25 protein-coding genes and 3 tRNA genes are annotated in these 26,154 nt (G+C 65.7%); 20 read left to right on the top strand and 8 right to left on the bottom strand.

What is annotated here, in order from left to right; genetic code table 11:
• The first annotated feature begins 15 nt into the window (after positions 1–15).
• The 6 genes from J7I79_RS11945 (at position 16) to J7I79_RS11920 (ending at position 6,450) form a co-directional block, all read left to right on the top strand.
• Positions 16–1,560, top strand: coding sequence for a YibE/F family protein (locus J7I79_RS11945; RefSeq protein WP_214953381.1), 1,545 nt, complete (start codon positions 16–18; stop codon positions 1,558–1,560).
• A gap of 86 nt (positions 1,561–1,646) precedes the next feature.
• Positions 1,647–2,825, top strand: coding sequence for a tRNA dihydrouridine synthase DusB (gene dusB, locus J7I79_RS11940; protein WP_214953379.1), 1,179 nt, complete (start codon positions 1,647–1,649; stop codon positions 2,823–2,825).
• Positions 2,818–4,107 (top strand): deoxyguanosinetriphosphate triphosphohydrolase, encoded by a 1,290-nt coding sequence (locus J7I79_RS11935; protein WP_214953377.1) that lies wholly within the window; start codon positions 2,818–2,820, stop codon positions 4,105–4,107. Before dusB ends, J7I79_RS11935 begins: the two co-directional genes overlap by 8 nt.
• Positions 4,108–4,180: 73 nt before the next feature.
• Positions 4,181–6,088: a DNA primase gene (gene dnaG, locus J7I79_RS11930; protein ID WP_214953375.1), complete on the top strand. Its 1,908-nt coding sequence runs from the start codon at positions 4,181–4,183 to the stop codon at positions 6,086–6,088.
• Positions 6,089–6,178: 90 nt separating this feature from the next.
• Positions 6,179–6,251 (top strand) — tRNA-Asn (locus tag J7I79_RS11925).
• A gap of 126 nt (positions 6,252–6,377) precedes the next feature.
• Positions 6,378–6,450 (top strand) — tRNA-Asn (locus J7I79_RS11920).
• A gap of 56 nt (positions 6,451–6,506) precedes the next feature.
• On the opposite strand, the gene J7I79_RS11915 is transcribed toward J7I79_RS11920, so the two are convergent.
• From J7I79_RS11915 to J7I79_RS11905, 3 genes are all read right to left on the bottom strand, one after another.
• Positions 6,507–6,914, bottom strand: coding sequence for a hypothetical protein (locus tag J7I79_RS11915; RefSeq protein ID WP_214953373.1), 408 nt, complete (start codon positions 6,912–6,914; stop codon positions 6,507–6,509).
• 41 nt (positions 6,915–6,955) lie between these two features.
• Entirely contained in the window at positions 6,956–7,135 is a 180-nt protein-coding gene (locus J7I79_RS11910) for a complement resistance protein TraT (RefSeq protein ID WP_214953372.1), read from the bottom strand.
• Positions 7,136–7,200: 65 nt separating this feature from the next.
• Positions 7,201–8,424 carry a multidrug effflux MFS transporter gene (locus J7I79_RS11905; protein ID WP_214953370.1) on the bottom strand — a complete coding sequence of 408 codons (1,224 nt, stop codon included), beginning with the start codon at positions 8,422–8,424 and terminating at the stop codon, positions 7,201–7,203.
• Between the two features lie 184 nt (positions 8,425–8,608).
• Between J7I79_RS11905 and J7I79_RS11900 the strand changes: the two genes are divergently transcribed.
• From J7I79_RS11900 to J7I79_RS11875, 6 genes are all read left to right on the top strand, one after another.
• Positions 8,609–9,466 carry a phage holin family protein gene (locus J7I79_RS11900; protein WP_214953369.1) on the top strand — a complete coding sequence of 286 codons (858 nt, stop codon included), beginning with the start codon at positions 8,609–8,611 and terminating at the stop codon, positions 9,464–9,466.
• An 82-nt stretch (positions 9,467–9,548) separates the two neighbouring features.
• The gene (locus tag J7I79_RS11895) at positions 9,549–10,172 is read left to right on the top strand and encodes a CDP-alcohol phosphatidyltransferase family protein (protein WP_214953367.1); all 624 of its coding nucleotides are present in this window, start codon (positions 9,549–9,551) and stop codon (positions 10,170–10,172) included.
• Positions 10,172–11,077: a DMT family transporter gene (locus J7I79_RS11890; protein WP_214953365.1), complete on the top strand. Its 906-nt coding sequence runs from the start codon at positions 10,172–10,174 to the stop codon at positions 11,075–11,077. The genes J7I79_RS11895 and J7I79_RS11890 overlap by 1 nt, the downstream gene beginning before the upstream one ends.
• 114 nt (positions 11,078–11,191) lie before the next feature.
• Positions 11,192–12,382, top strand: a complete 1,191-nt coding sequence (locus J7I79_RS11885) for a glycosyltransferase (protein ID WP_251042728.1) — start codon at positions 11,192–11,194, stop codon at positions 12,380–12,382.
• 151 nt (positions 12,383–12,533) lie between these two features.
• Positions 12,534–12,607, top strand: a tRNA-Ile gene (locus tag J7I79_RS11880).
• Between the two features lie 218 nt (positions 12,608–12,825).
• On the top strand, positions 12,826–14,016 hold the full coding sequence (locus J7I79_RS11875; protein ID WP_214953362.1) for an acyl-CoA dehydrogenase family protein: 1,191 nt from the start codon (positions 12,826–12,828) through the stop codon (positions 14,014–14,016).
• A 10-nt stretch (positions 14,017–14,026) separates the two neighbouring features.
• Here the strand turns inward: J7I79_RS11875 and J7I79_RS11870 are convergent, their stop codons facing one another.
• Positions 14,027–14,554 carry a M23 family metallopeptidase gene (locus J7I79_RS11870; protein WP_214953360.1) on the bottom strand — a complete coding sequence of 176 codons (528 nt, stop codon included), beginning with the start codon at positions 14,552–14,554 and terminating at the stop codon, positions 14,027–14,029.
• A gap of 474 nt (positions 14,555–15,028) precedes the next feature.
• On the opposite strand from J7I79_RS11870, the gene rpsB reads away from it, so the two are divergent.
• From rpsB to J7I79_RS11840, 6 genes are all read left to right on the top strand, one after another.
• Complete coding sequence (gene rpsB, locus J7I79_RS11865; RefSeq protein WP_214953358.1) at positions 15,029–15,958, top strand: 30S ribosomal protein S2; 930 nt, start codon at positions 15,029–15,031, stop codon at positions 15,956–15,958.
• 135 nt (positions 15,959–16,093) lie between these two features.
• Complete coding sequence (tsf, locus tag J7I79_RS11860) at positions 16,094–16,930, top strand: translation elongation factor Ts (protein ID WP_214953356.1); 837 nt, start codon at positions 16,094–16,096, stop codon at positions 16,928–16,930.
• Positions 16,931–17,077: 147 nt separating this feature from the next.
• Positions 17,078–17,815: a UMP kinase gene (pyrH, locus tag J7I79_RS11855; RefSeq protein ID WP_104172550.1), complete on the top strand. Its 738-nt coding sequence runs from the start codon at positions 17,078–17,080 to the stop codon at positions 17,813–17,815.
• Positions 17,816–17,926: 111 nt separating this feature from the next.
• A complete protein-coding gene (frr, locus tag J7I79_RS11850) occupies positions 17,927–18,484 on the top strand; it encodes a ribosome recycling factor (RefSeq protein ID WP_104172549.1) in 558 nt (185 codons plus the stop codon).
• Complete coding sequence (locus tag J7I79_RS11845) at positions 18,484–19,404, top strand: phosphatidate cytidylyltransferase (protein ID WP_104172548.1); 921 nt, start codon at positions 18,484–18,486, stop codon at positions 19,402–19,404. The genes frr and J7I79_RS11845 overlap by 1 nt, the downstream gene beginning before the upstream one ends.
• 78 nt (positions 19,405–19,482) lie before the next feature.
• Entirely contained in the window at positions 19,483–20,067 is a 585-nt protein-coding gene (locus tag J7I79_RS11840; protein ID WP_104172547.1) for a DivIVA domain-containing protein, read from the top strand.
• Between the two features lie 33 nt (positions 20,068–20,100).
• Here J7I79_RS11840 and J7I79_RS11835 read toward each other — a convergent pair whose 3' ends face one another.
• Genes J7I79_RS11835 through J7I79_RS11820 form a run of 4 tightly spaced genes read right to left on the bottom strand, consistent with a single transcriptional unit; the run spans position 20,101 to position 23,916 of the window.
• Positions 20,101–21,579, bottom strand: a complete 1,479-nt coding sequence (locus J7I79_RS11835; RefSeq protein ID WP_214953354.1) for a cation acetate symporter — start codon at positions 21,577–21,579, stop codon at positions 20,101–20,103.
• Between the two features lie 7 nt (positions 21,580–21,586).
• Positions 21,587–21,937 (bottom strand): hypothetical protein, encoded by a 351-nt coding sequence (locus J7I79_RS11830; protein ID WP_214953352.1) that lies wholly within the window; start codon positions 21,935–21,937, stop codon positions 21,587–21,589.
• On the bottom strand, positions 21,934–22,653 hold the full coding sequence (locus J7I79_RS11825) for a LytTR family DNA-binding domain-containing protein (protein ID WP_214953349.1): 720 nt from the start codon (positions 22,651–22,653) through the stop codon (positions 21,934–21,936). The genes J7I79_RS11830 and J7I79_RS11825 overlap by 4 nt, the downstream gene beginning before the upstream one ends.
• Before the next feature lie 45 nt (positions 22,654–22,698).
• Positions 22,699–23,916, bottom strand: coding sequence for a sensor histidine kinase (locus J7I79_RS11820; RefSeq protein ID WP_214953347.1), 1,218 nt, complete (start codon positions 23,914–23,916; stop codon positions 22,699–22,701).
• A 181-nt stretch (positions 23,917–24,097) separates the two neighbouring features.
• On the opposite strand from J7I79_RS11820, the gene J7I79_RS11815 reads away from it, so the two are divergent.
• Positions 24,098–24,478: a DUF485 domain-containing protein gene (locus J7I79_RS11815; RefSeq protein ID WP_214953345.1), complete on the top strand. Its 381-nt coding sequence runs from the start codon at positions 24,098–24,100 to the stop codon at positions 24,476–24,478.
• Positions 24,475–26,091 (top strand): cation acetate symporter, encoded by a 1,617-nt coding sequence (locus J7I79_RS11810; protein WP_214953343.1) that lies wholly within the window; start codon positions 24,475–24,477, stop codon positions 26,089–26,091. The genes J7I79_RS11815 and J7I79_RS11810 overlap by 4 nt, the downstream gene beginning before the upstream one ends.
• Positions 26,092–26,154: the final 63 nt, after the last annotated feature.

Here is a 26,154-nt window from a genome sequence, read left to right as displayed (position 1 = left end):
GAGGTTTTACTGCTGATGGGTGCCGGACACTCCCACGGTCACACAGATGATTCGGATCCGACACCCCGGGCTCTCGCCGCCCGCAAACGGGCCAACTGGCTTCTCGCGGCGGTGCTGATTCCGCTGACGCTCCTGACCCTGGCGGCCATGGCCATGCTGTGGCCGTCCGGGAACAAGGCGGACCTGAAGCTGGCCAGCCCGTATGCGGCGGCACCGGGTGTGACCTTCGATACCGGCAAGATCCAGCGCGTGGTGGTGGAAAGCTGCATCCAGGGGAGCGCCCAGGGCGCCACGCCACAGCAGGGCGCACAGCCCGGCACAGGTCAGGAGGGCACAGGTCAGGAAGGAACTGGCCAGGAAGGCGCCGCCCAGCAGGGGAGCAACTGCACCTTCGCCTTCACCGAGCCGGACAAGGGCGGCAACCCAGTCAAAGTGGTGATCAACCCGGACGTGGTGAAATCCCACGGCGTCAAGGTCGGGGACAACATCCGGTACCTGAACCTCTCCAACGCCCAGGGCGCGTCCGCCGGCCAGGGCGCCCCGGGGTATATCTTCGTGGACTTCGTCCGCACCATGCCCATCATCCTGCTGGCCGTCCTCTACGCCGTGGTGGTGATCGCCGTCGCTCGCTGGCGCGGGCTGCGGGCACTGATCGGCCTCCTCGGCGCCTATGCGGTGCTGGTGTCCTTTATGCTGCCCGGGCTGGTGGAGGGAAAACCGCCGTTACTGCTGGCGCTGGTGGGATCCACGGTGATCATGATCGGGGTCCTCTACTTCGCCCATGGATTCTCGGCGCGCACCTCCACGGCGCTGCTGGGCACGATGTTCGGCCTGGGCATCACGGCGCTGCTGGCGGCATGGGCCACGGACGCGGCAAACCTGGCCGGGGTGGGCAGCCATGACGCCGCTACGCTGGCCAATATTTCGGACAACATCTCCATTTCCGGCATCATCCTGTGCGGCCTGATCATCTCCGGACTCGGCGTGCTGAACGACGTCACCATCACCCAGTCCTCCGCGGTGTGGGAACTCTACGAGCTCGCACCGGAGACAAGCTCCCGCCAGCTCTTCTCCTCCGCCATGCGGATCGGCCGCGACCACATCGCGTCCACTGTCTACACCATCGCCTTCGCCTACGCCGGCGCAGCACTGCCCATCCTCATCATCGTGATGCTGTACGACCGCCCCCTCGGCGAGGCACTGACCAGCGCCGAACTGTCCGAGGAAGTCATCAGGACGCTCGTCGGTTCCGTGGGGCTGGTGCTGGCCATCCCTGTCACCACGCTGATCGCGGTGCTGGTGGTCAAGGCCACGGGGATCAAACCGGCCACCGGCCTGCAAACCGGCGGCAATGCTTCCGGCAGTACCCCTTCCGCGCGTCCGCCCGTGACGCCCGACGACGTCGGGGACACCGGCGCGCTCGCAGCGGCAGCGGCGGTTTCGCGCGGTGGCCGAACGCGCGCGGCCGGTTCCCGCGCTTCCCGCGACGACAGGAGCGAAGCAGGGACCGAAGCCGTGCCCGGCGGCCGGCGCGCACGGCGGGCCGCAGAACGGGAGTAGCGGGCACCCGCCCCCCGTCGGACCGGTGTTCCGGCGCACCGAAGCGCACGTCTCGCCGATTTGCCCGGCTTTGAGACAATGAACGGGTGACTGTTGTAGCAACGCCTCCCGCCCCCAAGCTGGAACTCCCGCCCCTGAAGCTCGGCCCCATCACGGTGGACACCCCCGTGATCCTGGCGCCCATGGCCGGAATCACCAACTCCGCCTTCCGCAGGCTCTGCCGTGAATACGGCGGCGGCCTGTATGTGGCGGAGATGGTCACCTCCCGCGCCCTCGTGGAGCGAACTCCCGAGTCGTTGCGCATCATCTCCCATGACGACGATGAAAAGGTCCGGTCGGTCCAGCTGTACGGCGTGGATCCGGTGACCGTGGGCCAGGCAGTGCGGATGCTCGTCGACGAGGACCGGGCGGACCACATCGACCTCAACTTCGGCTGCCCGGTGCCCAAGGTGACCCGCCGGGGCGGCGGCTCAGCGCTGCCGTGGAAGATCGATCTCTTCACCTCCATCGTGCAGACGGCAGTCCGGGAAGCCTCCAAGGGCGGCATCCCGCTGACCATCAAGATGCGCAAGGGCATCGACGAGGACCACCTGACGTACCTCGACGCCGGCCGGATCGCCCGCGATTCCGGAGTCGCCGCCGTCGCGCTTCACGGCCGTACGGCCTCGCAGTTCTATTCCGGCCAGGCTGACTGGTCCGCCATCGCGAGGCTGCGTGAGGCTCTGCCGGATGTGCCGGTGCTGGGCAACGGCGACATCTGGTCCGCGGAGGACGCCGTGCGGATGGTCCGCGAGACCGGAGTGGACGGAGTGGTGGTCGGCCGCGGCTGCCAGGGCCGCCCGTGGCTGTTCGGTGATCTCCAGGCTGCCTTCGAAGGCAGCGACACCCGCCACAAGCCGAACCTGCAGCAGGTGGCGGAGGGCGTGTACCGGCACGCCGAACTCATGGTGGAAACCTTCGGCGACGAAGGCAAGGCCCTGCGTGAAATCCGCAAACACATGGCCTGGTACTTCAAGGGCTACGTGGTGGGCGGGGAACTGCGCACCAGGCTGGCCCTTGTCAGCAGCTTGCAGGGGCTGCGGGAAACGCTGGCCGAGCTGGACCAGGATTCCCCATACCCCGGTGTGGACGCCGAAGGCCCCCGCGGCCGTGCCGGTTCCCCCAAGAAGCCCGCACTGCCCAAGGACTGGCTGCTCAGCCGGCAGATGGACGTTGACCAGACCCGCGACATCGCCGCCGCGGAACTGGACGTGTCAGGTGGCTGAAACACGGACTGCAGCACCCGTTCTGCCGGGCTACGACGCCCACGACTCCGCCCGCTGGGTGGAGGAACCGCCCAAGACCACGTACCGCTCCGACTTCGAACGGGACCGGGCACGGGTCCTCCACTCGTCCGCGCTGCGCAGGCTCGGCGCCAAGACCCAGGTGGTGGCCCCGGACACTGACGACTTCGTCCGCACCCGGCTCACGCACAGCCTGGAAGTGGCCCAGGTGGGCCGCGAACTGGGGCGGACGCTCGGCTGCGACCCCGACGTCGTGGACACCGCCTGCCTCAGCCACGACCTCGGCCACCCGCCGTTCGGACACAACGGCGAATCCGCGCTGAACGAAATGGCGCACGGCATCGGCGGTTTCGAGGGCAACGCCCAGACGCTCCGGCTGCTGTCCCGGCTCGAGCCAAAGGTCCTGGCTGCGGACGGAACGCCGGCCGGGCTGAACCTCACCCGCGCCAGCCTGGACGCGGCCGCCAAATACCCGTGGTCCGCGCTGAACGCCCCGGTGATCCACGGCCAGCGCACCAGCAAGTTCGGCGCCTACGAGGACGACCTGCCCATCTTCGACTGGCTCCGCCAGGGTGCCCCCGAGCGCCGGTCCTGCCTGGAGGCCCAGGTGATGGACCTCGCCGACGACATCTCCTACTCGGTCCATGACGTCGAGGACGCCATCGTGGCCGGCCACTTCCAGCTGCGCTGGATGGACAACCCGGACCACCGTGCCCGCGTAGTGGGGTATGCCAAGCAGTGGTACCTGCCCCACAACGACCCCGCCGCCATCGACGCCGCCCTGGCGCGGCTCGAGGCCACTGACGTCTGGGTGCGCGAAGCGGACGGCAGCCGCAAGGCCATGGCGGCGCTGAAAGACATGACCAGCCAGCTGATCGGCAGGTTCTGCCAGAGCGCACTGGAAACCACCCGCACCGTCTACGGCCCCGAAAACCTGACCCGGTACAACGCCGAGCTGATGGTGCCGGACGAGACCGTGATGGAAATCGCAGTCATGAAGGGCCTGGCCACCACTTTTGTGATGACCACCGAGCACCGCCAGCCGATCTATGAGCGCCAGCGGGAGGTCCTGCACGCCCTGGTGACGGCGCTGAACGCCACCGGGGACCGCCACCTGGAGCCGATGTTCGCCGCTGACTGGCGTGACGCGGCCGACGACGGCGGCCGGCTTCGCGTGGTCATCGACCAAGTCGCGTCGCTCACCGACGGTTCCGCGCTGGCCATGTACGAGCGGTTGGTCGGCAGCCTGCCGTCGCTTTGGTGACATTGGACGCACCCGCCGTCCCGCCGCCGCCGGGCCAGCCGTCGGTGTCGCACCCGGGGACTAGGATGGCTCTGTGGCTGGGCTGATCAAACGCGAAGATATTGACGAAGTACGCCAGCGCACGGACATCAAGGAAGTCATCGATGGCTACGTGACGCTCAAGGGCGCCGGCCTGGGCTCGTTCAAGGGCCTGTGCCCCTTCCACGACGAGCGCTCGCCGTCGTTCACGGTCCGCCCCCAGGTGGGCCGGTACCACTGCTTCGGCTGCGGCGAGGACGGCGACGCCATCTCCTTCGTCCAAAAGCTGGACCACTCCTCCTTCCATGAAGCCGTGGAAAAGCTGGCCGCCAGGATCGGCTTCGAACTGCGGTACGAGGACGGCGGCACAGGTCCCAACCGGGAAGAGGTGGGCAAGCGCCAGCGACTCCTGGACGCCCACAAAGTGGCTGACGAGTTCTTCCGTGCCCAGCTGCTGACTCCCGGCGCCGCGGAAGGCCGGAACTTCCTCCATGGCCGCGGCTTTGACCGCGCTGCCGCCGAGCAGTTCGGCGTCGGCTACGCCCCGCAGGGCTGGGATGCACTGCTCAAGCACCTCCGCGGCCGCGGCTATACGGACGCAGAGCTCAGACTCACGGGGATGTTCTCAGAAGGAAACCGCGGGATCTACGACCGCTTCCGCGGGCGCCTGATCTGGCCTATCCGGGACATCGCCGGCGACACCATCGGCTTTGGCGCCCGCAAACTCTACGAGGACGATCAGGGCCCCAAGTACCTCAATACTCCGGAAACCACGCTCTACAAGAAGTCCCAGGTGCTCTACGGCATCGACCTCGCCAAACGGAACATCGCCAAGGACCGCCAGCTGGTGGTGGTGGAGGGCTATACCGACGTGATGGCCTGCCATCTGGCAGGAGTTCCGACGGCGGTGGCCACCTGCGGCACCGCGTTCGGCGCCGACCACATCAAGATTGCCCGGCGGCTGCTGTCCGACGACGGCACCGGGGGAGAGGTCATCTTCACCTTCGACGGTGACGCCGCCGGCCAGAAGGCCGCCCTGCGGGCCTTCGAGGAAGACCAGCGCTTCACGGCGCAGACCTACGTCGCGGTGGAGCCCACCGGCGCCGACCCCTGCGAGCTGCGCCAGGCCAAGGGGGACGCCGCTGTCCGGGACCTGATAGGTACCCGGCGGCCGCTGTTTGAGTTCGCCATCAGGGCATCCCTCAAGCGCCACAACCTGGACACGGTGGAGGGCCGCATCGCCGCGCTGCGTGAGTCGGCGCCGGTGGTGGCGCAGATCCGCGACGCCGGAATCCGGCCCGCCTACGCACGCGAGCTTGCGGGCTGGCTCGGCATGCCCGTCGAGGAGGTCAGCCGCGCAGTAGGCGTCGCCGCCAAGCGTGCCGCCCAGGGCGAATCGCCCGCAGGCCAGGGCGGGGCGCAGCAGCGCACAGGCGCGACTCCCGGCATTGCCGAGTTGCCGGCGTCGGGCGTTGTGCCGTCCTTCAACAGGCCGGATCCGCGGGACCCGGTGGCGTCCATGGAGCGGCAGGCGCTGGAGGTGGCGCTTCAGGAGCCCGCCATGCTCGCCGGAGAGACCTGGGACCGGTTCAGTGCGGCCGGGTTCAGGACCCCTGCCTACCAGGCCGTCCACGACGCCATGCGCGCCTCCGGGCCGGGCCTGACCGTTGATCCCGTGCGGTGGGTTGAACAGGTGATGCACGAGGTACCGGAGCCGCTCCGCCCGCTGGTCTCGGAGCTTGCCGTGGTGCCGCTGCCGGCGAGCAACGCGGAAGGCGTGCTCAAGTATTGCCGTGACATCCTGGCCCGGCTGTTTGAACTCCAGATCACCAGGGTCAAAGCGGACAAGATGGGACAGCTGCAGCGGCTCGATGCCTCGGCCCATCCAGAGGAGTTCCAGCGGCTGAACCGGGAGCTCATGGTGCTCGAAATGGAGCGCCGTTCGCTGCGGTCCGACGCCTGACTGCAGCCCCGCGAACCGGGTCCGGCGGAGTGCCGATCCACTCAATTTCGCTTACCGGGCGGGTGTTTGCTAGGCTAGTACCCGCTTCATTCCTCCTTAGCTCAATTGGCAGAGCATTCGACTGTTAATCGAAGGGTTGCTGGTTCAAGTCCAGCAGGAGGAGCGCGCAGTCCCCGTTCCGGGTCACCGGGACGGGGACTTTTTTATACCCGGGCGGGGTATTTCGGGCAGCTGCGGCAGCCGATTTCCCTTTGGGGCAAAACCTTTGCTAAGGTCATACCTGCTTCATTCCTCCTTAGCTCAATTGGCAGAGCATTCGACTGTTAATCGAAGGGTTGCTGGTTCAAGTCCAGCAGGAGGAGCGGACAGGCCCCGTTGCCGGCGAACAGCCGGCCACGGGGCCTTTTTTGTTTGGGCGCTAGACGAAGTCCATCTCCACCTGCAGGAAGCGCTCCGCCTCGGCGACGGCGGCCTGGAACGCTTCCTCCTCAGTGGGGGACTTCCGCGGCTCCCGGGGGTGCCACTCGTGCGGCGCGGAGTGCACCCTGGTGAAGCCGCCGTTCGGTGGGGCGTAGAAGATGCCGAACCGCTGGACAGGCCATTCAGGAGACGTTTCCGGGGCCACCAGGAGCGCGGCGTTGAACGCGGGGTTGAACCACTGGGCGATCGGGCGGCGCCGGTCCTCGGTGAACAGGCCGGCCGCGTACAGGGCTGCCGACTGGGCGCTGGTCTGAGTGCACAGGCGTTCCCACCACAGGGGCAGGATGCCGCCGTCGCATCGCTGCCACGTGGCCGGTAAGGGCTGATGGTGCTGCCAGTCGGGCACAGAACAACTTTATCGCGCGCTCAAGTCCGGGAACAGGGCCGTTAGGGCCGGTTCCAGGGGCCGGGATTGACCCGGTACAGCAGGGCCGAGCCGGCAATCGCGCCCAGAATGATGCCCATGGCCGGATTCCCCATGGCTCGTCCGGCGAAATACCCGGCGACGGCGCCAAGCACCGCGCCGAGGAACAGCCCCCTGCGGTTGCGGTGCGGTTTCCTGGCCATGGGTTCAGCGTACCCGGACGCCTCGGGAGCTAAGGATCGCGGAACTCCAGTGCACCGACGGGACGCTAGTGGATCGACGGGACGGTACGGGGCCGGACCACCAGCCACAGGGCGGCCGCGGCCAGCAGGATGCTCGAGGCCTGGACGCCGCCCATGACGGTGGCCGAGATGTCGCCAAACCAGCCGACCACGGGGGACACGATGCCGGCCATCATGAAGGTGGCGGCGCCCAGCAGGGACGCGGCCGTTCCCGCCTGTGCTCCGTGCTTGGACAGCGCAAGGACCTGGACACAGGGGAACGTGAAGCCGGTGCCGAGGATGTAGAACCAGAGCGGCACCATCACGCCCCAGAGCCCGAAGCCAAGCTGGTCGAATACGACGATCAGCACGGCCATCAGGAACATCCACGCGGTGGAACAGGCCAGGATCCACTGCGGCGGGACCCGCCTGATCACTCGGGAGCTGGTCTGGACGCCGGCCACGATGCCCAGCGAGTTGATGCCGAAGAGCAGGCCGTACTGCTGGGGCGTGAACCCGTAGACGTCCTGGAAGAGGAAGGGGGAGGCGGAGAGGTACGCGAAGAGTCCGGCGAAGTTCATGCCGCCAAGCAGCAGCAGGCCCACGAAGATCCGGTCCGAAAAGAGGAGCTTGTAGCGCTGCCCCGCAGTGAGGCCCGATTTGCCCCGGAGTTCGCGGGGGAGGGTTTCGCGCACCAGCAGGCTGGCGGCGATGATCACCAGCGTGCCGTAGCCGGCCAGGAAGTAGAAGATGCCCGGCCAGGGCATGATGAGCAGCAGTTGGGAGCCAATGACCGGTGCCAGGATCGGGGCCAGGCCGTTAACCAGTGCCATCCGGGAGAACATCCGCACCATGGCGTACCCGCTGAAAAGGTCCCGCACCATGGCCATGGCCACCACGCCGCCGCCGGCCGCGCCGATTCCCATCAGCACCCGGAAGAGTCCGAGCGTCGCCAGGTCCGTGGAGAGCGCTGCTCCCACTGAGGCGGTGATGTGCAGCGCGGTGGCAAGGATCAACGGAAGCCGCCTGCCGAACTTGTCGCTCAGCGGACCCACCACCAACTGACCCAGGGCGAAGCCCACGGTGGTGCCCGTCAGTGTGAGCTGGACTTCCGCTTCGGACACCTCGAGGCTGGCCTCGAGGGCGGGGAAGGCCGGGAGGTAGAGGTCGATCGTAAAGGGGCCAAGGGCCGTCAGGGCACCGAGGAGGAGGATGTACAGGAGTTTCCGGTTGCGGCTCAGGGAGTCGCCCGGATTGGCGGGGATGCTCACGGAGAACCATCCTATGGCCCTCAGATCATACTTTTACAGCGTTGCAGGGCGCGCCACGCGTTATTACCCGAAGGAGGGCCCGAACCTGAATGATAGTTTTGTCAGCGGGGAGTGTGTGAAGCCGCGCAGGCCCCCGGAATCCAGCGGAATCCGAATCAAAGATGGAACCAGTTAGGCGGGATCGATGAGCGGACGACACAGCGGGCGGACCAAGGGCGGACTGAGTATTGGGGCACTGCCCAAAACGCTGAGGCTGGTTGCCAAGCTGGCGCCAAGGCAGCTCAACGACGAAATTGCCCTCGCGAAGATCGAGATCAAGCGCAAGGGAATCCAGGTCGGGGTGGCGGCCGCGTTCTTCGCCGTTGCACTGGTGTTCGTAGCCTTCCTCGTCGTCGGACTCATCGTTGCCGCGATTATGGGGCTCGCCACCATCATGCCTGCCTGGCTGGCTGCCCTCCTGGTGTGCGCCGTTTTCCTTGTTATCGCCCTCATTGGCGCGCTGGTCGGCCTGCGGAAATTCAAGAAGGCCATGCCCCTTGTTCCCGAAGACACGATCCGCGGACTCAAGCACGATCTCGGCATCGTGAAGGAAGGCTCGGACTTCAACCCGGCCATTCTGGATCCGTCCTCCGAGCAGGCCAAGGCCGCCAAGGCGGCCAAGGAAGCGCAGAAGGCAAAGGACAAAGCGGAGAAGGAAGCAAAGGAAGCGGCAAAGCCGGACCTGGGACCCGCCCCCACGGAAGCCGAGCTGCGGAGCCGCCTGGACAAGCGCCGTCGCCACCTGACCGGCGTCCGCGATGAGCTCGGCGAGGAACTGGACGTCAAGACCCAGGCCCGGATCCTTCTGGGCGCCACCCAGGCCCAGCTGAAGACCGGCAAGGAACGCGCCGGCCAGCAGTTCGAATCCCTCGGCCGCTCTGCGTCCGGCTTCCTGAACCGGGCCAACGAGGGACAGGCGGGAGTGCGCTGGAAGCCGCTGGCGGCCCTGGCCGCCTCGGCCGCGGTCTTCGTTGTCCTGCTCCGCAAGCTCCTGAAGGGGTAGGACCCCCCGGCCACTACTAAGACAGGCCACACCAGGACAGGGCACTACCCGCAGCCACAACGGGAACGGAAGGAGGTTAGGGATGAGGTTCATCAACGCCGGCGAACGGCCGGGCCAGCGGCATGTGGATAGTGACGCAGTCTTCACCATCCCCAACGTCCTGACGGTCCTCCGGTTCATGGGTGTTCCCCTGTTCATCTGGCTGGTTTCGGCGCAGAAGGAGTATGCCCTGGCCGCGCTGGTACTGGTCATCATGGGCGGCACGGATTGGGTGGACGGATACATTGCCCGCCGCTTCAACCAGACGTCCCGGCTGGGCCGGATCATGGATCCGATAGCGGACCGGCTGGCGCTCATTGCTGTCGCGGTCACCCTGGTGATTGCCGGCGTCGTGCAGTGGTGGTACCTGACGGCCCTGGTGGTTCCGGATGCCATCCTGTTGGCCGCTTCGCTCTACTACTTCCGCAGCCACCCCGACCTCCCCGTCAGCCGCATCGGCAAGATCCGCACCGCTCTCCTCCTCGTGGGCACCCCGCTGTTGGTACTCGCCAAACTGCCTATTCCGCTGACCGAGGTCTATTTCGCCGCGGCGTGGATTTTCCTTGGCCTCGGGCTGCTGGGCCACTGGGTGGCCGGCTACAACTACTTCCTGGCTATCATCCGCAAAGGCCGGCTCAGGGCCGCCGCCGACGGCGGACCGGGCTGATGGTGTGGCTTGCCGTCTTCCTGGCGGTGCTGGGCGCCTTTTGCCTGGCCATCGGCGCACAGCGCCAGGGGAGTGCGGTCAAAGCGGACACCGGCGGCCTAGCGCTGAGCTCGCATGGCTTCCTTCGGCTGCTCCGGAATCCGCGCTGGGTGTTCGGGCTGCTGATGCTTTGTGCCGGCATGGCGATGAATGCCGTGGCCCTCGTATCGGCGCCGCTGACGGTGGTGCAGCCCATCGGTGCAATTGCGTTGGTCATCACCACGGTTGTCAACGCCAAGGACCAGGGCCTGAGTATCAACCGTGCCACTGTGGTGGCCATCTCAGCCTGTGTCACCGGCTCGGCGATGTTTGTCCTGCTGGCCGTGAACGTGACGGTGGAAAACCATCACGTGAGTTTCGACGACGAACTCACCATCGTGCTGCTGCTCACCCTGGCCGTGGGCCTCTTCGGCACCCTGGCGGTGGTGTTCAGACAGCGGATGAGTGCCTTCATCTACATCCTCGGTGCCGGCGTGCTGTTCGGCTTCGTTGCGGTGCTGACCCGCATCATCGGCAAACACCTGCTCGATCCGAATGGGCTGGCCCTGCTCAACGTGCAGTGGTATTCCGTGGTGGCCATCGCGGCTGCCGGCGGCCTGGGCTCGTGGTTCGTCCAGTCGGCATACTCCGGCGGACCGCCGGACCTTGTCATCGCCGGACTGACGGTCATCGACCCCATTGTGGGCATCGCCATCGGTATCGCCATCCTTGGCGAACTCCGGTCGGATGTCCACGCCGTATTGGCGATTGCCATGGGGGCGGCCGCTTCCCTTGCTATCGTGGGGGTAATCGCCCTCTCGCGGCACCATCCCGAAGTGACCAAGCGCAAGAAGGACGCGCGCAAGGCCGCTGGACGGGTGTCATAGGGCGAGTGCTATCCAGACTTCACCAGAAGTCCCGGCGCCACCGCGCCGAGGGACAACTGGCCGCTACAGCCAGTGCTGACCGCACCGTGACCACCAGGAGCTCTCCACGTGACCATGCCCGACAGCCAGCAATCACTCACCATCCTGATTGCTGCGGACACCTACCCGCCACACGTCAACGGAGCCGCACAATTCGGATACCGGCTGGCCAAAGGCATGACCGCGCGCGGACACGACGTCCATGTGCTCGCGTGCCGGCCGGACAAGGGCAAGAGCTTCACTGAGCTCCGCGCGGAAGGCACCGTGCACCGGATCCGTTCCCACTCCGTGCCCACGCACGAGTACTTCCGGATCACCTTCCCCTGGGAAATCAAGAAGGAGATCAGCCTTCTGTTTGACCGCGTCAAGCCAGACGTAGTGCACATCCAGAGCCACTACATGATCGGCGAGCACGTGCTCTACGAAGCCGAGCGGCGCGGCGTCCGGATTGTGGCCACCAACCACTTCATGCCGGAGAACCTGAACCCGTTCCTGCCGTTCCCGCAGTGGTTCAAGGACATTGTGGGACGCATCTCCTGGAAGGACATGGGAAAGGTGATGGGCAAAGCCGACGTCGTCACCACCCCCACGCCTCTGGCCGCCAAGGCGATGCACCAGCATGCCTTCCTGCGCAAGGTCCTGCCGCTCTCCAACGGCATTGACTCCGCTGCCTATGAGCTCCGGGACGGCGAAGTGATCAGTCGGCACCCGCATCCCACCGTGCTGTTCGCAGGCCGTCTCGCCGAGGAAAAGCACGTCAACATCCTCATCGATGCGGTCGCGAAAACCCCGGCCGAACTTAACGTGCACCTGGAGATCGTGGGGGGTGGCGAAGTACGGGCCGCCCTCGAGTCCCAGGTGGCGCGGCTGGGGCTGGAATCCCGGGTGAAGTTCCTGGGCCTGGCCAGCGATGCCGAACTGCGTGAGGCCTACATCAAGGCGGACCTGTTCTGCATGCCAGGAACGGCCGAGCTCCAGTCCCTGGTCACGCTGGAGGCCATGTCCGCCTCCACCCCGGTGCTGCTGGCGGATGCGATGGCGCTGCCGCACCTGGTGCGTGACGGAGAGAACGGCTATCTCTTCACCCCCAATGACAGCGACGACCTTGCCGCCAAGATCACCCGCGTGCTTCAGCTTCCGGCCGAGGAGCTTGCCACGATGGGAAAGGCCAGCCGCTGTATGGTGGAGCCGCACAGCATCCAAGGGACGCTGCAGACGTTCGAGGACCTCTACTACGGCGCCAGCTACGACGACAAAGTGGTGTAATCGCCAAGCGGTGCAATCGCCGGCGTCCAATCCGAGCGTGCCGCCGGCGCCCGGGGTGCTGGTGCGCGTAACAGGCGATTACTATTGCTAGAGTGTTTTTGCCCCGGAACTGCGGAGGCTCCCTGCGGAGCCGGCAGTCCGCGGGGCGCACGGGGCTATAGCTCAGCTGGTTAGAGCGCGGGACTCATAATCCTAAGGTCCTCGGTTCAAGTCCGAGTAGCCCTACGAAACTTCCAGGCCCAAGTCGGTCTGTGCCAAGGAGCCTGTGCCGAGGAGCCGCGGCCGATGTTCAGACATCGGCGCGGCTCCTTTTTCTTTTGCTGCAATGAGCCCCGTGCCCGCTTGCCCGACCGCTTCCGCTGCGGTATGTTACTCGTGAGTAACTTATGCTGGCTCGTCGCCCGGGACCTTTGGTCGCTGCTGATCACACGTGAAGGAACAACATGTCCAAAGCTGCAATCGACACCAACAACCTGCCGTACGCTGACGGCGACTTCTTCGCCTTCGAGCAGTTGCTCAGCGGCAAAGAGGGGGACCGGCTGGCCGAAGTCCGGGAGTTCCTGGCGCGCGAGGTCAAGCCGATCGCGGTCGACTGCTGGAACCGCGGCGAGTTCCCGATGGACCTGATTCCGAAGCTGGCCGAGATTGACCTCGTCAGCCCCGTTCGGCGCCAAGGCTACTCCAACCTTTTCGCCGGCATCCTGCACGCTGAGGTCACCCGTGCGGACACGTCCATCGCCACGTTCATGGGCGTCCATGACGGTCTGTTCACCGGGTCCATCGAGGCCCTCGCCTCGCAGGAGCAGCAGGAGGCATGGCTGCCGGATATCTACTCGCTTCGGAAGATCGGCGCCTTCGGCCTCACCGAGCCGCTCGGCGGCTCCGATGTCGCCGGCGGCACCCGCACCACTGCCCGCCGCGAGGGTGACAGTTGGATCCTCAATGGCGCCAAGCGCTGGATTGGCAACGCCACGTTCTCCGACTGGGTGGTCATCTACGCCCGCGACCTCGCCGACAATCAGGTCAAGGGCTTCCTCGTGGACACGGCGACCGAGGGCTACAGCGCCACGAAGATCGAAAACAAGATCTCCCTGCGCACCGTCCAGAACGCCGACATCATGCTCGAGAACGTCGTGGTGCCGGACTTCTTCAAGCTCGCCAACGCCAACAGCTTCCGGGACACCAATAGGGTCCTGAAGGTAACCCGGCTTGCCGTGGCCTGGCAGGCCGTCGGCCAGCAGCTCGCAGCCTTCGATGTCGCCAGGCGCTACGCAGTGGAGCGCAGCCAGTTCGGCCGGCCCATCGCCTCCTTCCAGCTGGTCCAGAACCAGCTCGTGCAGATCCTCGGCAACGCCGTCAGTTCGATGGGCATGATGGTCCGCCTGTCGCAGCTCGAAGACGCGGGCGAAGCCAAGGACGAGCAGTCCGCCCTCGCCAAGGCCTTTACGACGGCCAGAATGCGCGAAAGCGTGGCTATCGGCCGCAGCCTCCTCGGCGGCAACGGCATCGTCACCGACTTCGAGATGGCCAAGATCTTCTCGGATGCCGAAGCCATCTACTCCTACGAAGGCACGCACGAGATCAACACCCTGGTGACCGGCCGCGCGATCACCGGCATTTCGGCAATCGTCTAGCCCTACATCCTCATCCCGGCACCAGCAGGGGGAGCAGGATGGAGGGCCGCAGGTCTGTCACCAGGGACAGCGGATTGATGTATTCCTCGCCCCGCCGAACGCCCCAGTGCACGCACGGCAGCGCTGCGCAGTGGCCTGGCAGTACCGTCCCGAGGACGTCCCCCTTCGACACTGTGGCGCCGGTCGAAAGGTGGCCTTCCACCGGCTCGAAACTGCTGCGGAGCCCATTGCCGTGATCGATGGTGATCACCGGACGGTCCACCACCATGCCCACGAAGCTGACGGTTCCCGACTCCGGTGCGGTGACCGGGGCGTCGTCGGCCGCCGTCTGGAGATCCACGCCGCGGTGCCCGCTCATCCACGGCTTGTCCGGCGGGTCGAACGCGCGGAGCACTGCCGGCCTGGGCGTCAGGGGCCAGCTCCAGCCCGCTGTCGGAGCGGCGGAGGGTCCGGCCGCCGCACTGGAGGCGGCCTCGGTAACCGGGGCCGTCGCGGACGCGGCCAATACAAGGGTTGCCATCAGGATCCGGGTTTTCATTCCCTCACCCTGCCAGCGCCGCGCATTCGCTGACAGTGGCGCGTAGCGTTATGTGGACAAGCCGGAAAAGAGTCCGCAAAATGTCAGGGCGGCGGGCCCGGAAATGGTCCGATCCGGCGGGGCCGCTGTAGTACACTTGACGGAGCAGTTTGCTGTGCCCTCAACGATGCCCGGCCGGCGGTTCAAGTACTTTCGGGTCGCTTGGTCCTCCAAGCCGTTCTCGTCAGCACGTCTCATTCAGAGGTGTGGGGGAGCAGTGGCTGACTACGCGTATCCAGCCCTCCTCATGCGAAGCCAAAACTTCCGCTGTGAAGGACTGTGCCTCCTGCGGTCCGTGCCCTATGGCCCGGATGGGAAGCGCAGTGGATGCCAGGAGCAACGCCCGCCTGGGCGAAGCTAATCAACCGTCAACTATTGGCAGGGTAAGAGAGCCTTGGGTTCTCTCATGAATGACCTGCCGGAAGGAGCGTCGGCATGCCCGTCGTAACTATGCGCCAGCTGCTTGACAGCGGCGTCCACTTTGGACACCAGACCCGTCGTTGGAACCCGAAGATGAAGCGATTCATCTTTACGGAGCGCAACGGCATCTACATCATTGACCTGCAGCAGTCGCTGTCCTACATCGACCGTGCCTACGAGTTCGTGAAGGCCACCGTTGCACACGGCGGCACCGTTCTCTTCGTCGGTACCAAGAAGCAGGCGCAGGAATCCATCGCCGAGCAGGCCACCCGCGTTGGCCAGCCGTACGTCAACCAGCGTTGGCTCGGCGGTATGCTGACCAACTTCCAGACGGTCTCCAAGCGTATCCAGCGTATGAAGGAACTCGAAGAGATCGACTTCGACGACGTCGCCGGCTCGGCGTACACCAAGAAGGAACTGCTGCTCCTTCGCCGTGAACTCACCAAGCTCGAGACCAACCTCGGCGGTATCCGCAACCTGACCAAGGCACCTTCCGTGCTCTGGATCGTGGACACCAAGAAGGAACACCTCGCCGTTGACGAGGCCAAGAAGCTGAACATCCCGGTTGTTGCCATCCTGGACACCAACTGCGATCCGGACGAAGTCGACTTCCCGATCCCGGGCAACGACGACGCCATCCGCTCCGTCAACCTGCTGACCCGCGTTGTTGCTGACGCTGTTGCTGAGGGCCTCATCGCCCGTAACCAGCGCGCAACCGGCACCACGGAAGCTCCGGAAGAGCCGCTGGCCGAGTGGGAGCGCGAACTCCTCGAAGGCAGCAAGTCTGAAGAAGCTCCCGCCGCCGCAGAAGCTCCGGCTGCTGAAGAGGCTCCGGCTGCTGAAGAGGCTCCGGCTGCTGAAGAAGCTCCCGCAGCTGCAGAGGAGGCCCCGGCAGCTGCCGAGGCAACCGAAGCTGCCACCGGCGAAGCCGACGCTGCCAAGTAGGCAGACAAATAAATCTGGACCATCCCCGGCACTGTCCGCAGTGCCGGGGGTTTCTGACAGGATGGCCGCTCACTCGGTGAGCTGCCGTCCTGTCAGTCCGTACACCACACAAAATTTCTAGACAGAGGGGTTCACATGGCGAACTACACTGCCGCTGATATCAAGGCTCTGCGTGAGCGCACTGGCGCCGGCATGATGGATGTCAAGAAGGCTCTAGACGAAGCCAACGGTGACGCCGAAAAGGCCATCGAGATCATCCGCATCAAGGGCCTGAAGGGCGCTACCAAGCGTGAAGGCCGCTCCACCGCAGAAGGCCTGGTTGCTGCCAAGGTTGACGGCGGCGTTGGCGTGATGATCGAAGTCAACTGCGAGACCGACTTCGTGGCAAAGGCTGACAAGTTCATCCAGCTCGCCGACAAGGTCCTGGCCATCGCGGTTGAGTCCGGCGCTGCCGACATCGAGACCCTGCTGGCCACCGAGGTTGACGGCAAGTCGCTGTCCGAGGTTGTTGTCGAAGAGGGCGCAATCCTCGGCGAAAAGATTGTTGTCCGCCGTATTGCCCGCATCGAGGGCGGCACTGTCGACGCCTACCTGCACAAGACCTCCAAGGACCTCCCGGCCCAGGTCGGCGTCCTGTTCGCCGTTGAGGGCGAAGGCGACGCAGCCGCAACCGCAGCACACGACGTTGCTGTCCACGTTGCCGCAATGGCTCCGAACTACCTGACCCGCGATGACGTTCCGGCTGAGCTTGTTGAGTCCGAGCGCCGCATCGCCGAGGAAACGGCCAAGGCTGAGGGCAAGCCCGAAGCAGCCATGACCAAGATTGTGGAAGGCCGTGTTACGGGCTTCTACAAGGGCGAGGTGCTGGTTGACCAGGCATTCGCCAAGGATGCCAAGAAGTCTGTGGCGCAGATCCTCGACGAGGCCGGCGTCAAGGCTACGGCCTTCGCGCGTTTCCGCGTCGGTTCCTAGTTAGGCACGCAAAGGGGTGGTCACTTCGGTGGCCGCCCCTTTTGCATGCAATCGCAGCCTCAGGGCTGCACGTACGGGCCGGGGAAATGACACCTTTGGCCATCCGGCACGATAACCTAGCTCAGAGCTCATTTACGGGAAGGCACCATGGAAACCGTCAACAATTCTGTCCAGTCAGAGAAGAGCCGGCGTCGCGTCCTCCTGAAACTGTCCGGCGAGGTCTTCGGTGGCGGAAAGCTGGGCGTGGACCCTGATACCGTCCGCGGGGTCGCCAAGCAGATCGCCGCAGCCGTTCCCGACGTCGAGGTTGCGATCGTCGTGGGCGGCGGCAACTTCTTCCGCGGCGCCGAACTGTCGCAGAGCGGCATGGACCGCTCCCGTGCCGACTACATGGGCATGCTGGGTACCGTGATGAACTGCCTCGCGCTCCAGGACTTCCTGGAACAGGCCGGCGTCGAGACCCGCGTGCAGAGCGCCATCACCATGGGCCAGGTGGCCGAGGCGTACATTCCCCGCCGCGCCATCCGCCACATGGAAAAGAACCGCGTCGTGATCTTCGGCGCTGGCGCCGGACTGCCGTATTTCTCCACCGACACCGTTGCTGCCCAGCGTGCGCTGGAAGTCCACGCCGACGTCGTGCTGATGGCAAAGAGCGGAGTGGACGGCGTCTACACCGCCGACCCCAAGAAGGACCCCAGCGCCGAAAAGCTGGACCACCTCAGCTATGACGATGCCCTGCGCCGCGACATCCGCGTTATGGACCAGACGGCCATGACCATGTGCAAGGACAACAACCTCACCATGGTGGTGTTCGGCATGGAAGGCGAAGGCAACGTGACCCGGGCCATCCGCGGCGAGCAGCTGGGCACCGTAGTCACCCCCTAGCAACGGCTAGGATGATTTGAGGAAGGCCGGCCCGGTGGGCAGGCCGCAAAGACGGAACGTACCGTGCATTGTTCCGGCTAGCCGGAATGCACCAATTTCTGAGGAGAGACCGTGATCGAAGAGACCTTGCTCGAAGCCGGGGACAAGATGGACAAGGCAGTCGAGGTAGCCAAGGAAGACTTCGCCTCGATCCGCACCGGACGGGCAAACCCGGGCCTCTACAACAAGGTGCTGGTGGACTACTACGGCTCGCCCACCCCGCTGCAGCAGCTGGCTTCCTTCGCGATCCCGGACGCGCGCACCATCCTCATCACCCCGTTCGACAAGACGGCACTGCGGGATATTGAGCGCGCCCTGAGCGACTCCGAGGTGGGCGCCAACCCGTCCAACGACGGCAACGTCATCCGGATCACCATCCCGGAGCTGACCAAGGAACGCCGCAAGGAATACGTCAAGATCGTCAAGTCCAAGGGCGAGGACGCCAAGGTGTCCATCCGGAACATCCGCCGCAAGGCCAAGGAAACGCTGGACAAACTGGTCAAGGACGGCGAGGCCGGCGAGGACGAGGGCGCGCGCGGCGAGAAGGAACTCGACGCCATGACCAAATCGCACGTTGACGGCATCGACGACCTGCTCAAGCGCAAGGAAGCCGAGCTGCTCGAGGTCTGATGGATCAGGCACAGCAGGCACCCGGACACAGGGTCCGGGTCCGGGGGAAGCAGCGCTCCAACCCAACGCCCAAGGCCGGACGGAACCTTCCGGCCGCCACCGCTGTGGGTCTGGCAATGCTTTTCGCCGTATTGGGGGGTCTCCTGTTCCTGCCGCTGGGATTCGTCCTGGTCACCACCACCTTCGCGGTGTTCGGCGTCTGGGAGATCTTCCGGGCGCTCGAGGTAAGCGGCACCCGGCTGCCCATCGTCCCCGTGATGGTGGGCACCGTCGGGATGCCGCTGGCCGCTTATTTCGGCGGAGTGGAGAGCCTGCTGTTCGCCCTGTTGGCCAGCAGCGTGGCGGTGCTGTTGTGGCGGACCATCGAGAGCGCAGCCGGATCAGCGCGCAGCATCTTCGCGGGCGTGTTCACCTTGGCCTGGGTGCCGTTCTTCATCAGCTTCGCGATCCTGCCGCTGCATGCGGTGGGAAGCGTCACGCCGGTGGGCCTGTGGCCCGGCGGAGTGATTCCGCCCGGTGCGTGGCAGATCGCCACGATGCTCCTGCTGGTTGTTTCCAATGACACGTTCGGCTACCTCGTCGGGGCCTCCTTCGGGAAGCATCCCATGGCGCCCAAGATCAGCCCGAAGAAATCCTGGGAAGGCTTCGCTGGATCGATCGGCGGAGCCATTGCCGTGGGTGTCCTGGCGTGCCTCTTCCTGCTGGACAAACCCTGGTGGGTCGGTGTGGTGCTGGCCGTGGGCATGGTGGCGGCGGCAACCATCGGCGATCTCGCCGAATCCATGGTCAAGCGGGAGCTAGGTATCAAGGACATGAGCAGCATCCTGCCCGGACACGGCGGCGTCATGGACCGCCTGGATTCAATCGTCTTCGCCTCTCCGGCGGCGTTTATCCTGTTCACAGCTGTTTCCGGAGCCTGAGGCGTCCCGCCTGGCAACAGTTCGGCGCCTTAGACTGGTGCGGAGCAAAAACAGCTGAACAGCACTGAAGGAAGCATAGTGACAGTGGACATTCAACGGCAGATACCTGCGTCATTCGACCGTGTGCAGCGGAACGAATACGGCTACAACGCCAAGCAGGTGGACCAGTTCCTCCAGCGCGCACGGGTTTCGTTTGAGAATCCTGCCGCAACCGCCCAGATCATCAAGAGTGCCGACGTCCGGGCTGTCTGCTTCGATCCCGTCAAGGGCGGTTACGCCGCGGCCGGGGTCGACGCCGCCCTGGACCGCCTGGAAGACGCCTTTGCCCGGCGCGAGCGTGATGAACTGATTGAGGCACGCGGCGAGGACGCCTGGCTCCGCGAAATCGGCAAGCTGTCCGGCCTGCTGCGGGGCCGGCTCCACCGTCCCGACGGCGACCGGTTCCGCCGGCCGTCCGGCGGCCGGGGCCGAAGCTACAACACCGTGGACGTGGACAACCTGTGCCGCGACCTCATCGGGTACCTCGAAGAGGACCAGCCGCTCAGCGTGGACAATGTCCGCCGCGCGGTCTTCCGTCCGGCCAAGGGCAAGGACGGCTACGAAGAAACCCAGGTGGACGCCTTCCTTGACCGCGTGGTCGAGCTGATGGCCGCCATCGACTGACAGGCCCCGAGGCTCTCAGGCCTGCCGGCTCTCCTAGCGTTCGGTGGCCAGCGGACGTTCCGGTGTGTGCAGCCTGGTCATCACCTTCGTGAGCGTCCGCGGCACGCGGTCCTTGGTGGCGCGGGACACCAGGATCATCACGGCGAAGGCGGCCGGCACCGTCCAGGCGGCGGGCTGGGCCAGCCATTGCGGCATTGCGGCGCCGGACGCAGCCGGACCGGACAGTGCGCCGGCAACCAGGGCGCCGCCGCACAGGACACCCCCTGTCACCATTCCGGCGATGGCTCCGGCGTCGGTAAGGCCGCGCCACCAGATCCCAAGCAGCAGGGCAGGGCAGATCGTGGACGCGGTGAAGGCGAAAACGAGGCCCACGCTTCCGGCCAAAGCCAGCGAGTCCGTCATGAAGGCGAAGCCCAGCGGCACGGTGGCTGAAATCAGCGCAGCCAGCCGGAAGCCGCGGACACTCCCGCCCAGCACGTCCTGGCTGATCACGCCGGCGAGCGATACCACCAGCCCTGACGTGGTGGACAAAAACGCGGCGAACGCCCCTGCCACCACAAGCGCGGAGAGCATGTCCCCGGCCGGCCCTCCGATCAGCCGGCCCGGCAGCAGCAGGACCAGGGCATCCGACCGGCCGCTGTGGGCGAGGTCCGGAGCGAACATCCGGCCGGCCACTCCGTAAGCGGTGGGAAAGAGGTAGAAAACCGACAGCAAGCCCAGCACGATTAGGGTGGTGCGGCGCGCCGACTGTCCGTCAGGGTTGGTGTAGAACCGCACCAGCACATGCGGCAGGCCCAGTGTTCCGAAGAGCAGGGCAACCAGCAGCGAGATATTCTGGTACGGACCGGTCGGTGCCAGCCCGGTGGGGTTGATGTTGGCTTCGGCCATTGCCGGGGTGCCGTTGCCCGCCAGAACCAGGGCGATGAACACGATAGGCACCGCCAGGGCCGTCAGCTTGAGCCAATACTGGAACGCCTGCACGAACGTTATGGAGCGCATCCCGCCGGCCACAACCGTCAGGCACACCACGATGACCACAGCTACGGATCCCACCCAGGACGGAAGCCCCGTGGTGATGCGGATCGTCAGGGCCGCACCATGGAGCTGCGGCACAATGTAAAGCCAGCCCACCACCACAACTGCCAGGCTGGTGACCCGGCGGACCGCCCGTGAATCCAGCCGCACCTCGGTGAAATCCGGGATGGTGTAGGCGCCGGAGCGCCGCAGCGGAGCGGCTACGAACAGCAGCAGCATCAGGTACCCCGCGGTGTAGCCGATGGGAAACCAGAGCGCATCCGTGCCGGAGAGCAGGATCAGGCCGGCCACGCCCAGGAAACTGGCGGCCGAGAGGTACTCGCCGCCGATCGCGGACGCGTTCCACCATGGCCGGACCGTCCGGGATGCCACGTAGAAGTCTCCGGTGGTGCGTGAAATCCGCAACCCGTAGAACCCGATAACGGCCGTGGCCACGGACACGGCAGCGAACGCGGCGATGCCCACCACCGGGTTCAAGGCCGCCTCACCTGTCCTCCGCCAGGTCGCGGTACCGGGCCTCGTTGCGGGTGGCCGTCCGGATATACAGCCACGCACTGAGGCCGATCACCGGGTAGATTCCGGCACCGAGGAGCAGCCAGCCGAACGGGATGCCCGCGATCTTCGATTCCGCCAGCCCGGGAACCAGTCCCAGCATGAGTGGGAAGGCCAGCAGGATCAGCAGGAACCCGCCGGCCACCACCACTGCCAGGCGAAGCTGCGTGCGGATCAGGGACCGCACGAACACTTGGCCCACATCGGATTCCTCGGCGGCCTCGCGGGATTCCAGCACTGGCCTTGCACCGGACTGCGGGGCTGTCACCCTGACGCGCGTCATGCCTGCGGCCGGATCCGCGTAGTTTCGAGCTTCTCCCGGACAGATGGCAGGTGGCGGCGGCTGATGGGCAGTTCGGCCCCCGCCACGGTGACGGTCGGCCGGGCAGCGGCGAGCTTCATATGGCTGACGTGGTTGAGGGCGATGAGGTAGGACCGGTGTGTGCGGAGGAAACCGGCCTCGGCCCACTGCTGTTCCAGATCGGCCAGGGGGACGCGGATGAGGTAGCTGGCGTCGGTTGTGTGCAGCCGCGCGTAGTCGCCCTGGGCCTGGACATACGTGACGTCGTCGCGCCGGATCATCCGGGTGGTGCCGCCAAGATCCACCGTGATCATTTCCGGTGGTGCGGCGCCGTCCTTCATGAGTTCGCTGATCCGGCCCACCGACCGGGCCAGCCGTTCAGCGCGCACGGGCTTCAGCAGGTAGTCGACGGCGGCGAGTTCAAACGCTTCCAGTGCGCACTCTTCATCCGCGGTGACGAAGACGACTGCCGGGGGATTGCTGCTGCGCGAGATGGCCCGGGCGATGTCCAGGCCGGACAGGGCGGGCATGTGGATGTCGAGGAACACCGCGTCCACGGCTTCGGCATCGAGCACGCGGAGGGCCTCGGCACCGGACGACGCCCGGTGGATGGCCCCGATCCGGTCGTCCCGGCCGAGCAGGAACGCCAGCTCCTCGACGGCGGGGAGTTCGTCGTCGGCGACGAGGACGTTGATCATGGTTCTAGATTAGCCCTGCAGCCCGCCCCGCGACGGCCCGGACGCTCAGGCGTCGTGGCCGGGTTGTGACTTGGGGACACGCATGGTGATCAGCGTGCCCTCGCCGGGAGCCGTTTCGATGACGAGGCCGTGGTCCTCGCCGTAGACCTGGCGGAGCCGGGCGTCCACGTTGCGCAGCCCCACATGGTCGCCGTCGCTGTGTCCGGCCAGCATGGACCGCAGCTGTTCAGGATCCATCCCCACGCCGTCGTCCTCTATGGTGACCTCCGCGAAGGTGCCGGAATCATTCGCCGCAATGGTGATGTGGCCCGGACCTTCCTTGGCCTCCAGGCCGTGGCGGACGGCATTCTCGACGAGCGGCTGCAGGCTGAGGAACGGGATGACCGTGCTCAGCACCTCCGGGGCGATCTGCAGGCTCACCTGCACGCGGTCGCCGAACCTTGCCCGTTCCAGCAGCAGGTAGCGGTCGATGCAGCGGAGCTCTTCGGCGAGGGTGGTGAAGTCCCCGTGGCGGCGGAACGAATAGCGGGTGAAATCGGCGAACTCCACCACCAGTTCCCTGGCCCGCACGGGATCCGTGTTGATGAACGACGCGATGGCGTTGAGCGAGTTGTAGATGAAGTGCGGGCTGATCTGGGCGCGGAGGGCCCGGACCTCGGCCTCCATCAGGAGGGTCCGGGAAGCGTCGAGTTCGGCGAGTTCAACCTGGGCCGCCACCCAGTCGGCCACTTCGCCGGTGGCACGGACCAGCCCGGCTCCCGCTGACGGGGCGAAAGCCGCCACCACTCCCACAACCCGGGCGCCGGCCTTGATGGGGGCAATAACGACGGCGCGTTCCACGTCCTGCGGGATCGGTCCCGAGGCCGCGTCGCCGGCGAGCAGGTACAGCTCGCCCGCCGGGATCACGGCAGTGTGGCCGCCGTCGAGCACGTTGGCCGCGAGACCCATCAGCGCGGGCCGGAGTTCCTCGCCGGCGCCATCCCAGGCGAGCACGCCCGAGGTGTCGGTGATGGCCAGGGCATCGCAGCCCAGGATGGTGCGCAGCTGCCTGCTGGCTTTGGCCGCGCCAACGGGGTTCAGCCCGGTGCGCAGGTGTTGTCCGGCCCGTGAAGCCGCATGGAGGGTCTTGTAGGTGGCCCGCTCCGCGTCGGTGCCCAGCTCCCGGAAGGACCGCAGGACTTTGAGGCCCACGCCGACGACGACGGCGATCGCCATCGCGATCACGGCGATGGCGGCGGCGGTGAACAACGGAGAGTCCGGCATGGGCCCAGCGTAGCTTCGGGTGCCGTTTGGCGCAGCATCGGGACCGCTGAGCGACCGTCTGGCGGCTTCTCTGGAATGTAACCACCATCACGCGTCAGAGTGAGTGCAGTCACATTGGCTGGGACTGTTGTGGAAGAGCAGGGCAGCCGGTGTGGACGGAAAGTCTCAATGAGGAGGAACGATGGGTCACGATGCCCACGAAACGGACGCCGCGGCGGCCGTGGATTTCAAGGAAGTGCAGTCGACGGAGCGGTTCCAGGAACTACGCAAACGTCACCGCAGTTTTGTCTTTCCGATGGCCATTGCATTCCTGCTCTGGTACTTCGCCTACGTTCTGTTGGCCGACTACGCGGTCGGCTTCATGTCCACCAAGGTCTGGGGCAACATCAACATCGGGCTCATCCTGGGCCTTTTGCAGTTTGTATCCACCTTCGCCATCACAGGCTGGTACGTGAGCTATTCCAACCGGCGGCTCGATCCCATCGCGGCCGAGATCCGCCACGAAATTGAAGGCCACGAGTTCGACAAAGCCGGCAACCGGCTAGGCGGGACAACAAAATGATCGGAATGGTTCCTGCGGTCAACGTCGCCGCACTCAAAGACACCACGCTCCTGAACATGGGCATCTTCGGCCTGTTCGTGGCGGTCACCATGTTTATCGTGATCCGTGCCAGCCGCAACAACAAGACGGCAGCCGACTACTACGCGGCCGGACGTTCCTTCACCGGCCCGCAGAACGGTACGGCCATCGCGGGGGACTACCTCTCCGCGGCCTCCTTCCTCGGCATCACCGGCGCCATTGCCATCAACGGCTATGACGGCTTTATGTACTCCATCGGCTTCCTGGTCGCCTGGCTCGTCGCCCTGCTGCTCGTGGCCGAACTGCTCCGCAACACCGGCAAGTTCACGATGGCGGATGTGCTCTCCTTCCGCCTCAAGCAGCGTCCGGTCCGGATCGCGGCCGCCATTTCCACCTTGGCCGTCTGCTTCTTCTACCTCCTAGCCCAGATGGCCGGCGCAGGCAGCCTGATCTCGCTGCTGCTGGGCATCAGCGACTGGGGCGGACAGGCGCTGGTGATCATCGTCGTCGGCGCCCTGATGATCATGTACGTCCTGATCGGCGGCATGAAGGGCACCACCTGGGTGCAGATCATCAAGGCCATGCTCCTGATTGCGGGTGCAGCCGTCATGACGTTCTGGGTCCTGGCCATCTATGGCTTCAACCTTTCTGATCTGCTGGGCGGCGCGGTGGAGACGTCCAAGAACCCGGCAGTCCTGAACCCCGGCCTCCAGTACGGCAAGTCGGAAACGTCCAAGCTGGACTTCATGTCCCTGGGCCTCGCCCTGGTGCTGGGCACCGCGGCACTCCCACACGTGCTGATGCGCTTCTACACGGTCCCCACGGCCAAGGAGGCCCGCAAATCGGTCGTCTGGTCCATCTGGCTGATTGGCATCTTCTACCTGTTCACTTTGGTCCTCGGCTACGGCGCTGCTGCCTTGGTGGGCGCTGACACGATCAAGTCCGCTCCGGGCGGGGTCAACTCGGCCGCGCCGCTGCTCGCCTTCCACCTCGGTGGACCGCTGCTGCTGGGCTTCATCTCGGCGGTGGCGTTCGCCACCATCCTCGCCGTGGTGGCCGGCCTCACCATCACCGCCGCGGCATCCTTCGCCCACGACATCTACGCCAACGTGATCGCCAAGGGGAAGGCCGACGCCGACACGGAGGTCAAGGTGGCACGGCGCACCGTCGTGGTTATTGGACTCCTGGCCATAGTCGGCGGCATCTTCGCCAACGGCCAGAACGTCGCCTTCCTGGTGGCGCTCGCCTTCGCCGTCGCGGCTTCGGCGAACCTGCCCACGATCATCTACTCGCTGTTCTGGCGCAGGTTCACCACCCAGGGCGCGGTGTGGAGCATGTACGGCGGCCTGGCGTCGGCGATCATCCTGATTGCCCTCTCCCCGGTGGTCTCCGGAACGAAGACCTCCATGATCCAGACGGCGAACTTCGCGATCTTCCCGCTCAGCAACCCGGGAATCGTGTCCATTCCGCTCGCGTTCCTCCTCGGCTGGCTCGGCACCGTGCTGGACAAGAAGCTGGAAGACACCACCAAGCAGGCCGAGATGGAAGTCCGTTCCCTCACCGGAGTTGGTGCCGAGAAGGCGGTGGACCACTGACACCCGCTCCGCAAGGACACAGCTGACAAAGAAAGACACGGCTGACAGAAATCAGGAGCTCCC

Origin of the sequence: Arthrobacter sp. ISL-69 (assembly GCF_018613775.1) — a bacterium.
Taxonomy (GTDB): domain Bacteria; phylum Actinomycetota; class Actinomycetes; order Actinomycetales; family Micrococcaceae; genus Arthrobacter.
Note: the sequence above shows the minus strand (reverse complement) of the source record. Positions and strands in the feature narration are given on the sequence as shown.

What these genes read in the sequence shown, in the direction of transcription:
- rpsB (WP_214953358.1), top strand. Translation starts at nt 15,029, where the DNA reads ATGCCCGTCGTAACTATGCGCCAGCTGCTTGACAGCGGCGTCCACTTT.
- J7I79_RS11910 (WP_214953372.1), bottom strand. Translation starts at nt 7,135, where the DNA reads ATGGCCAGGAAACCGCACCGCAACCGCAGGGGGCTGTTCCTCGGCGCG.
- J7I79_RS11875 (WP_214953362.1), top strand. Translation starts at nt 12,826, where the DNA reads ATGTCCAAAGCTGCAATCGACACCAACAACCTGCCGTACGCTGACGGC.
- J7I79_RS11885 (WP_251042728.1), top strand. Translation starts at nt 11,192, where the DNA reads ATGCCCGACAGCCAGCAATCACTCACCATCCTGATTGCTGCGGACACC.
- J7I79_RS11810 (WP_214953343.1), top strand. Translation starts at nt 24,475, where the DNA reads ATGATCGGAATGGTTCCTGCGGTCAACGTCGCCGCACTCAAAGACACC.
- J7I79_RS11815 (WP_214953345.1), top strand. Translation starts at nt 24,098, where the DNA reads ATGGGTCACGATGCCCACGAAACGGACGCCGCGGCGGCCGTGGATTTC.
- J7I79_RS11820 (WP_214953347.1), bottom strand. Translation starts at nt 23,916, where the DNA reads ATGCCGGACTCTCCGTTGTTCACCGCCGCCGCCATCGCCGTGATCGCG.
- J7I79_RS11870 (WP_214953360.1), bottom strand. Translation starts at nt 14,554, where the DNA reads ATGAAAACCCGGATCCTGATGGCAACCCTTGTATTGGCCGCGTCCGCG.
- J7I79_RS11895 (WP_214953367.1), top strand. Translation starts at nt 9,549, where the DNA reads ATGAGGTTCATCAACGCCGGCGAACGGCCGGGCCAGCGGCATGTGGAT.
- J7I79_RS11890 (WP_214953365.1), top strand. Translation starts at nt 10,172, where the DNA reads ATGGTGTGGCTTGCCGTCTTCCTGGCGGTGCTGGGCGCCTTTTGCCTG.
- J7I79_RS11825 (WP_214953349.1), bottom strand. Translation starts at nt 22,653, where the DNA reads ATGATCAACGTCCTCGTCGCCGACGACGAACTCCCCGCCGTCGAGGAG.
- tsf (WP_214953356.1), top strand. Translation starts at nt 16,094, where the DNA reads ATGGCGAACTACACTGCCGCTGATATCAAGGCTCTGCGTGAGCGCACT.
- J7I79_RS11830 (WP_214953352.1), bottom strand. Translation starts at nt 21,937, where the DNA reads ATGACGCGCGTCAGGGTGACAGCCCCGCAGTCCGGTGCAAGGCCAGTG.
- pyrH (WP_104172550.1), top strand. Translation starts at nt 17,078, where the DNA reads ATGGAAACCGTCAACAATTCTGTCCAGTCAGAGAAGAGCCGGCGTCGC.
- J7I79_RS11900 (WP_214953369.1), top strand. Translation starts at nt 8,609, where the DNA reads ATGAGCGGACGACACAGCGGGCGGACCAAGGGCGGACTGAGTATTGGG.
- J7I79_RS11845 (WP_104172548.1), top strand. Translation starts at nt 18,484, where the DNA reads ATGGATCAGGCACAGCAGGCACCCGGACACAGGGTCCGGGTCCGGGGG.
- J7I79_RS11945 (WP_214953381.1), top strand. Translation starts at nt 16, where the DNA reads ATGGGTGCCGGACACTCCCACGGTCACACAGATGATTCGGATCCGACA.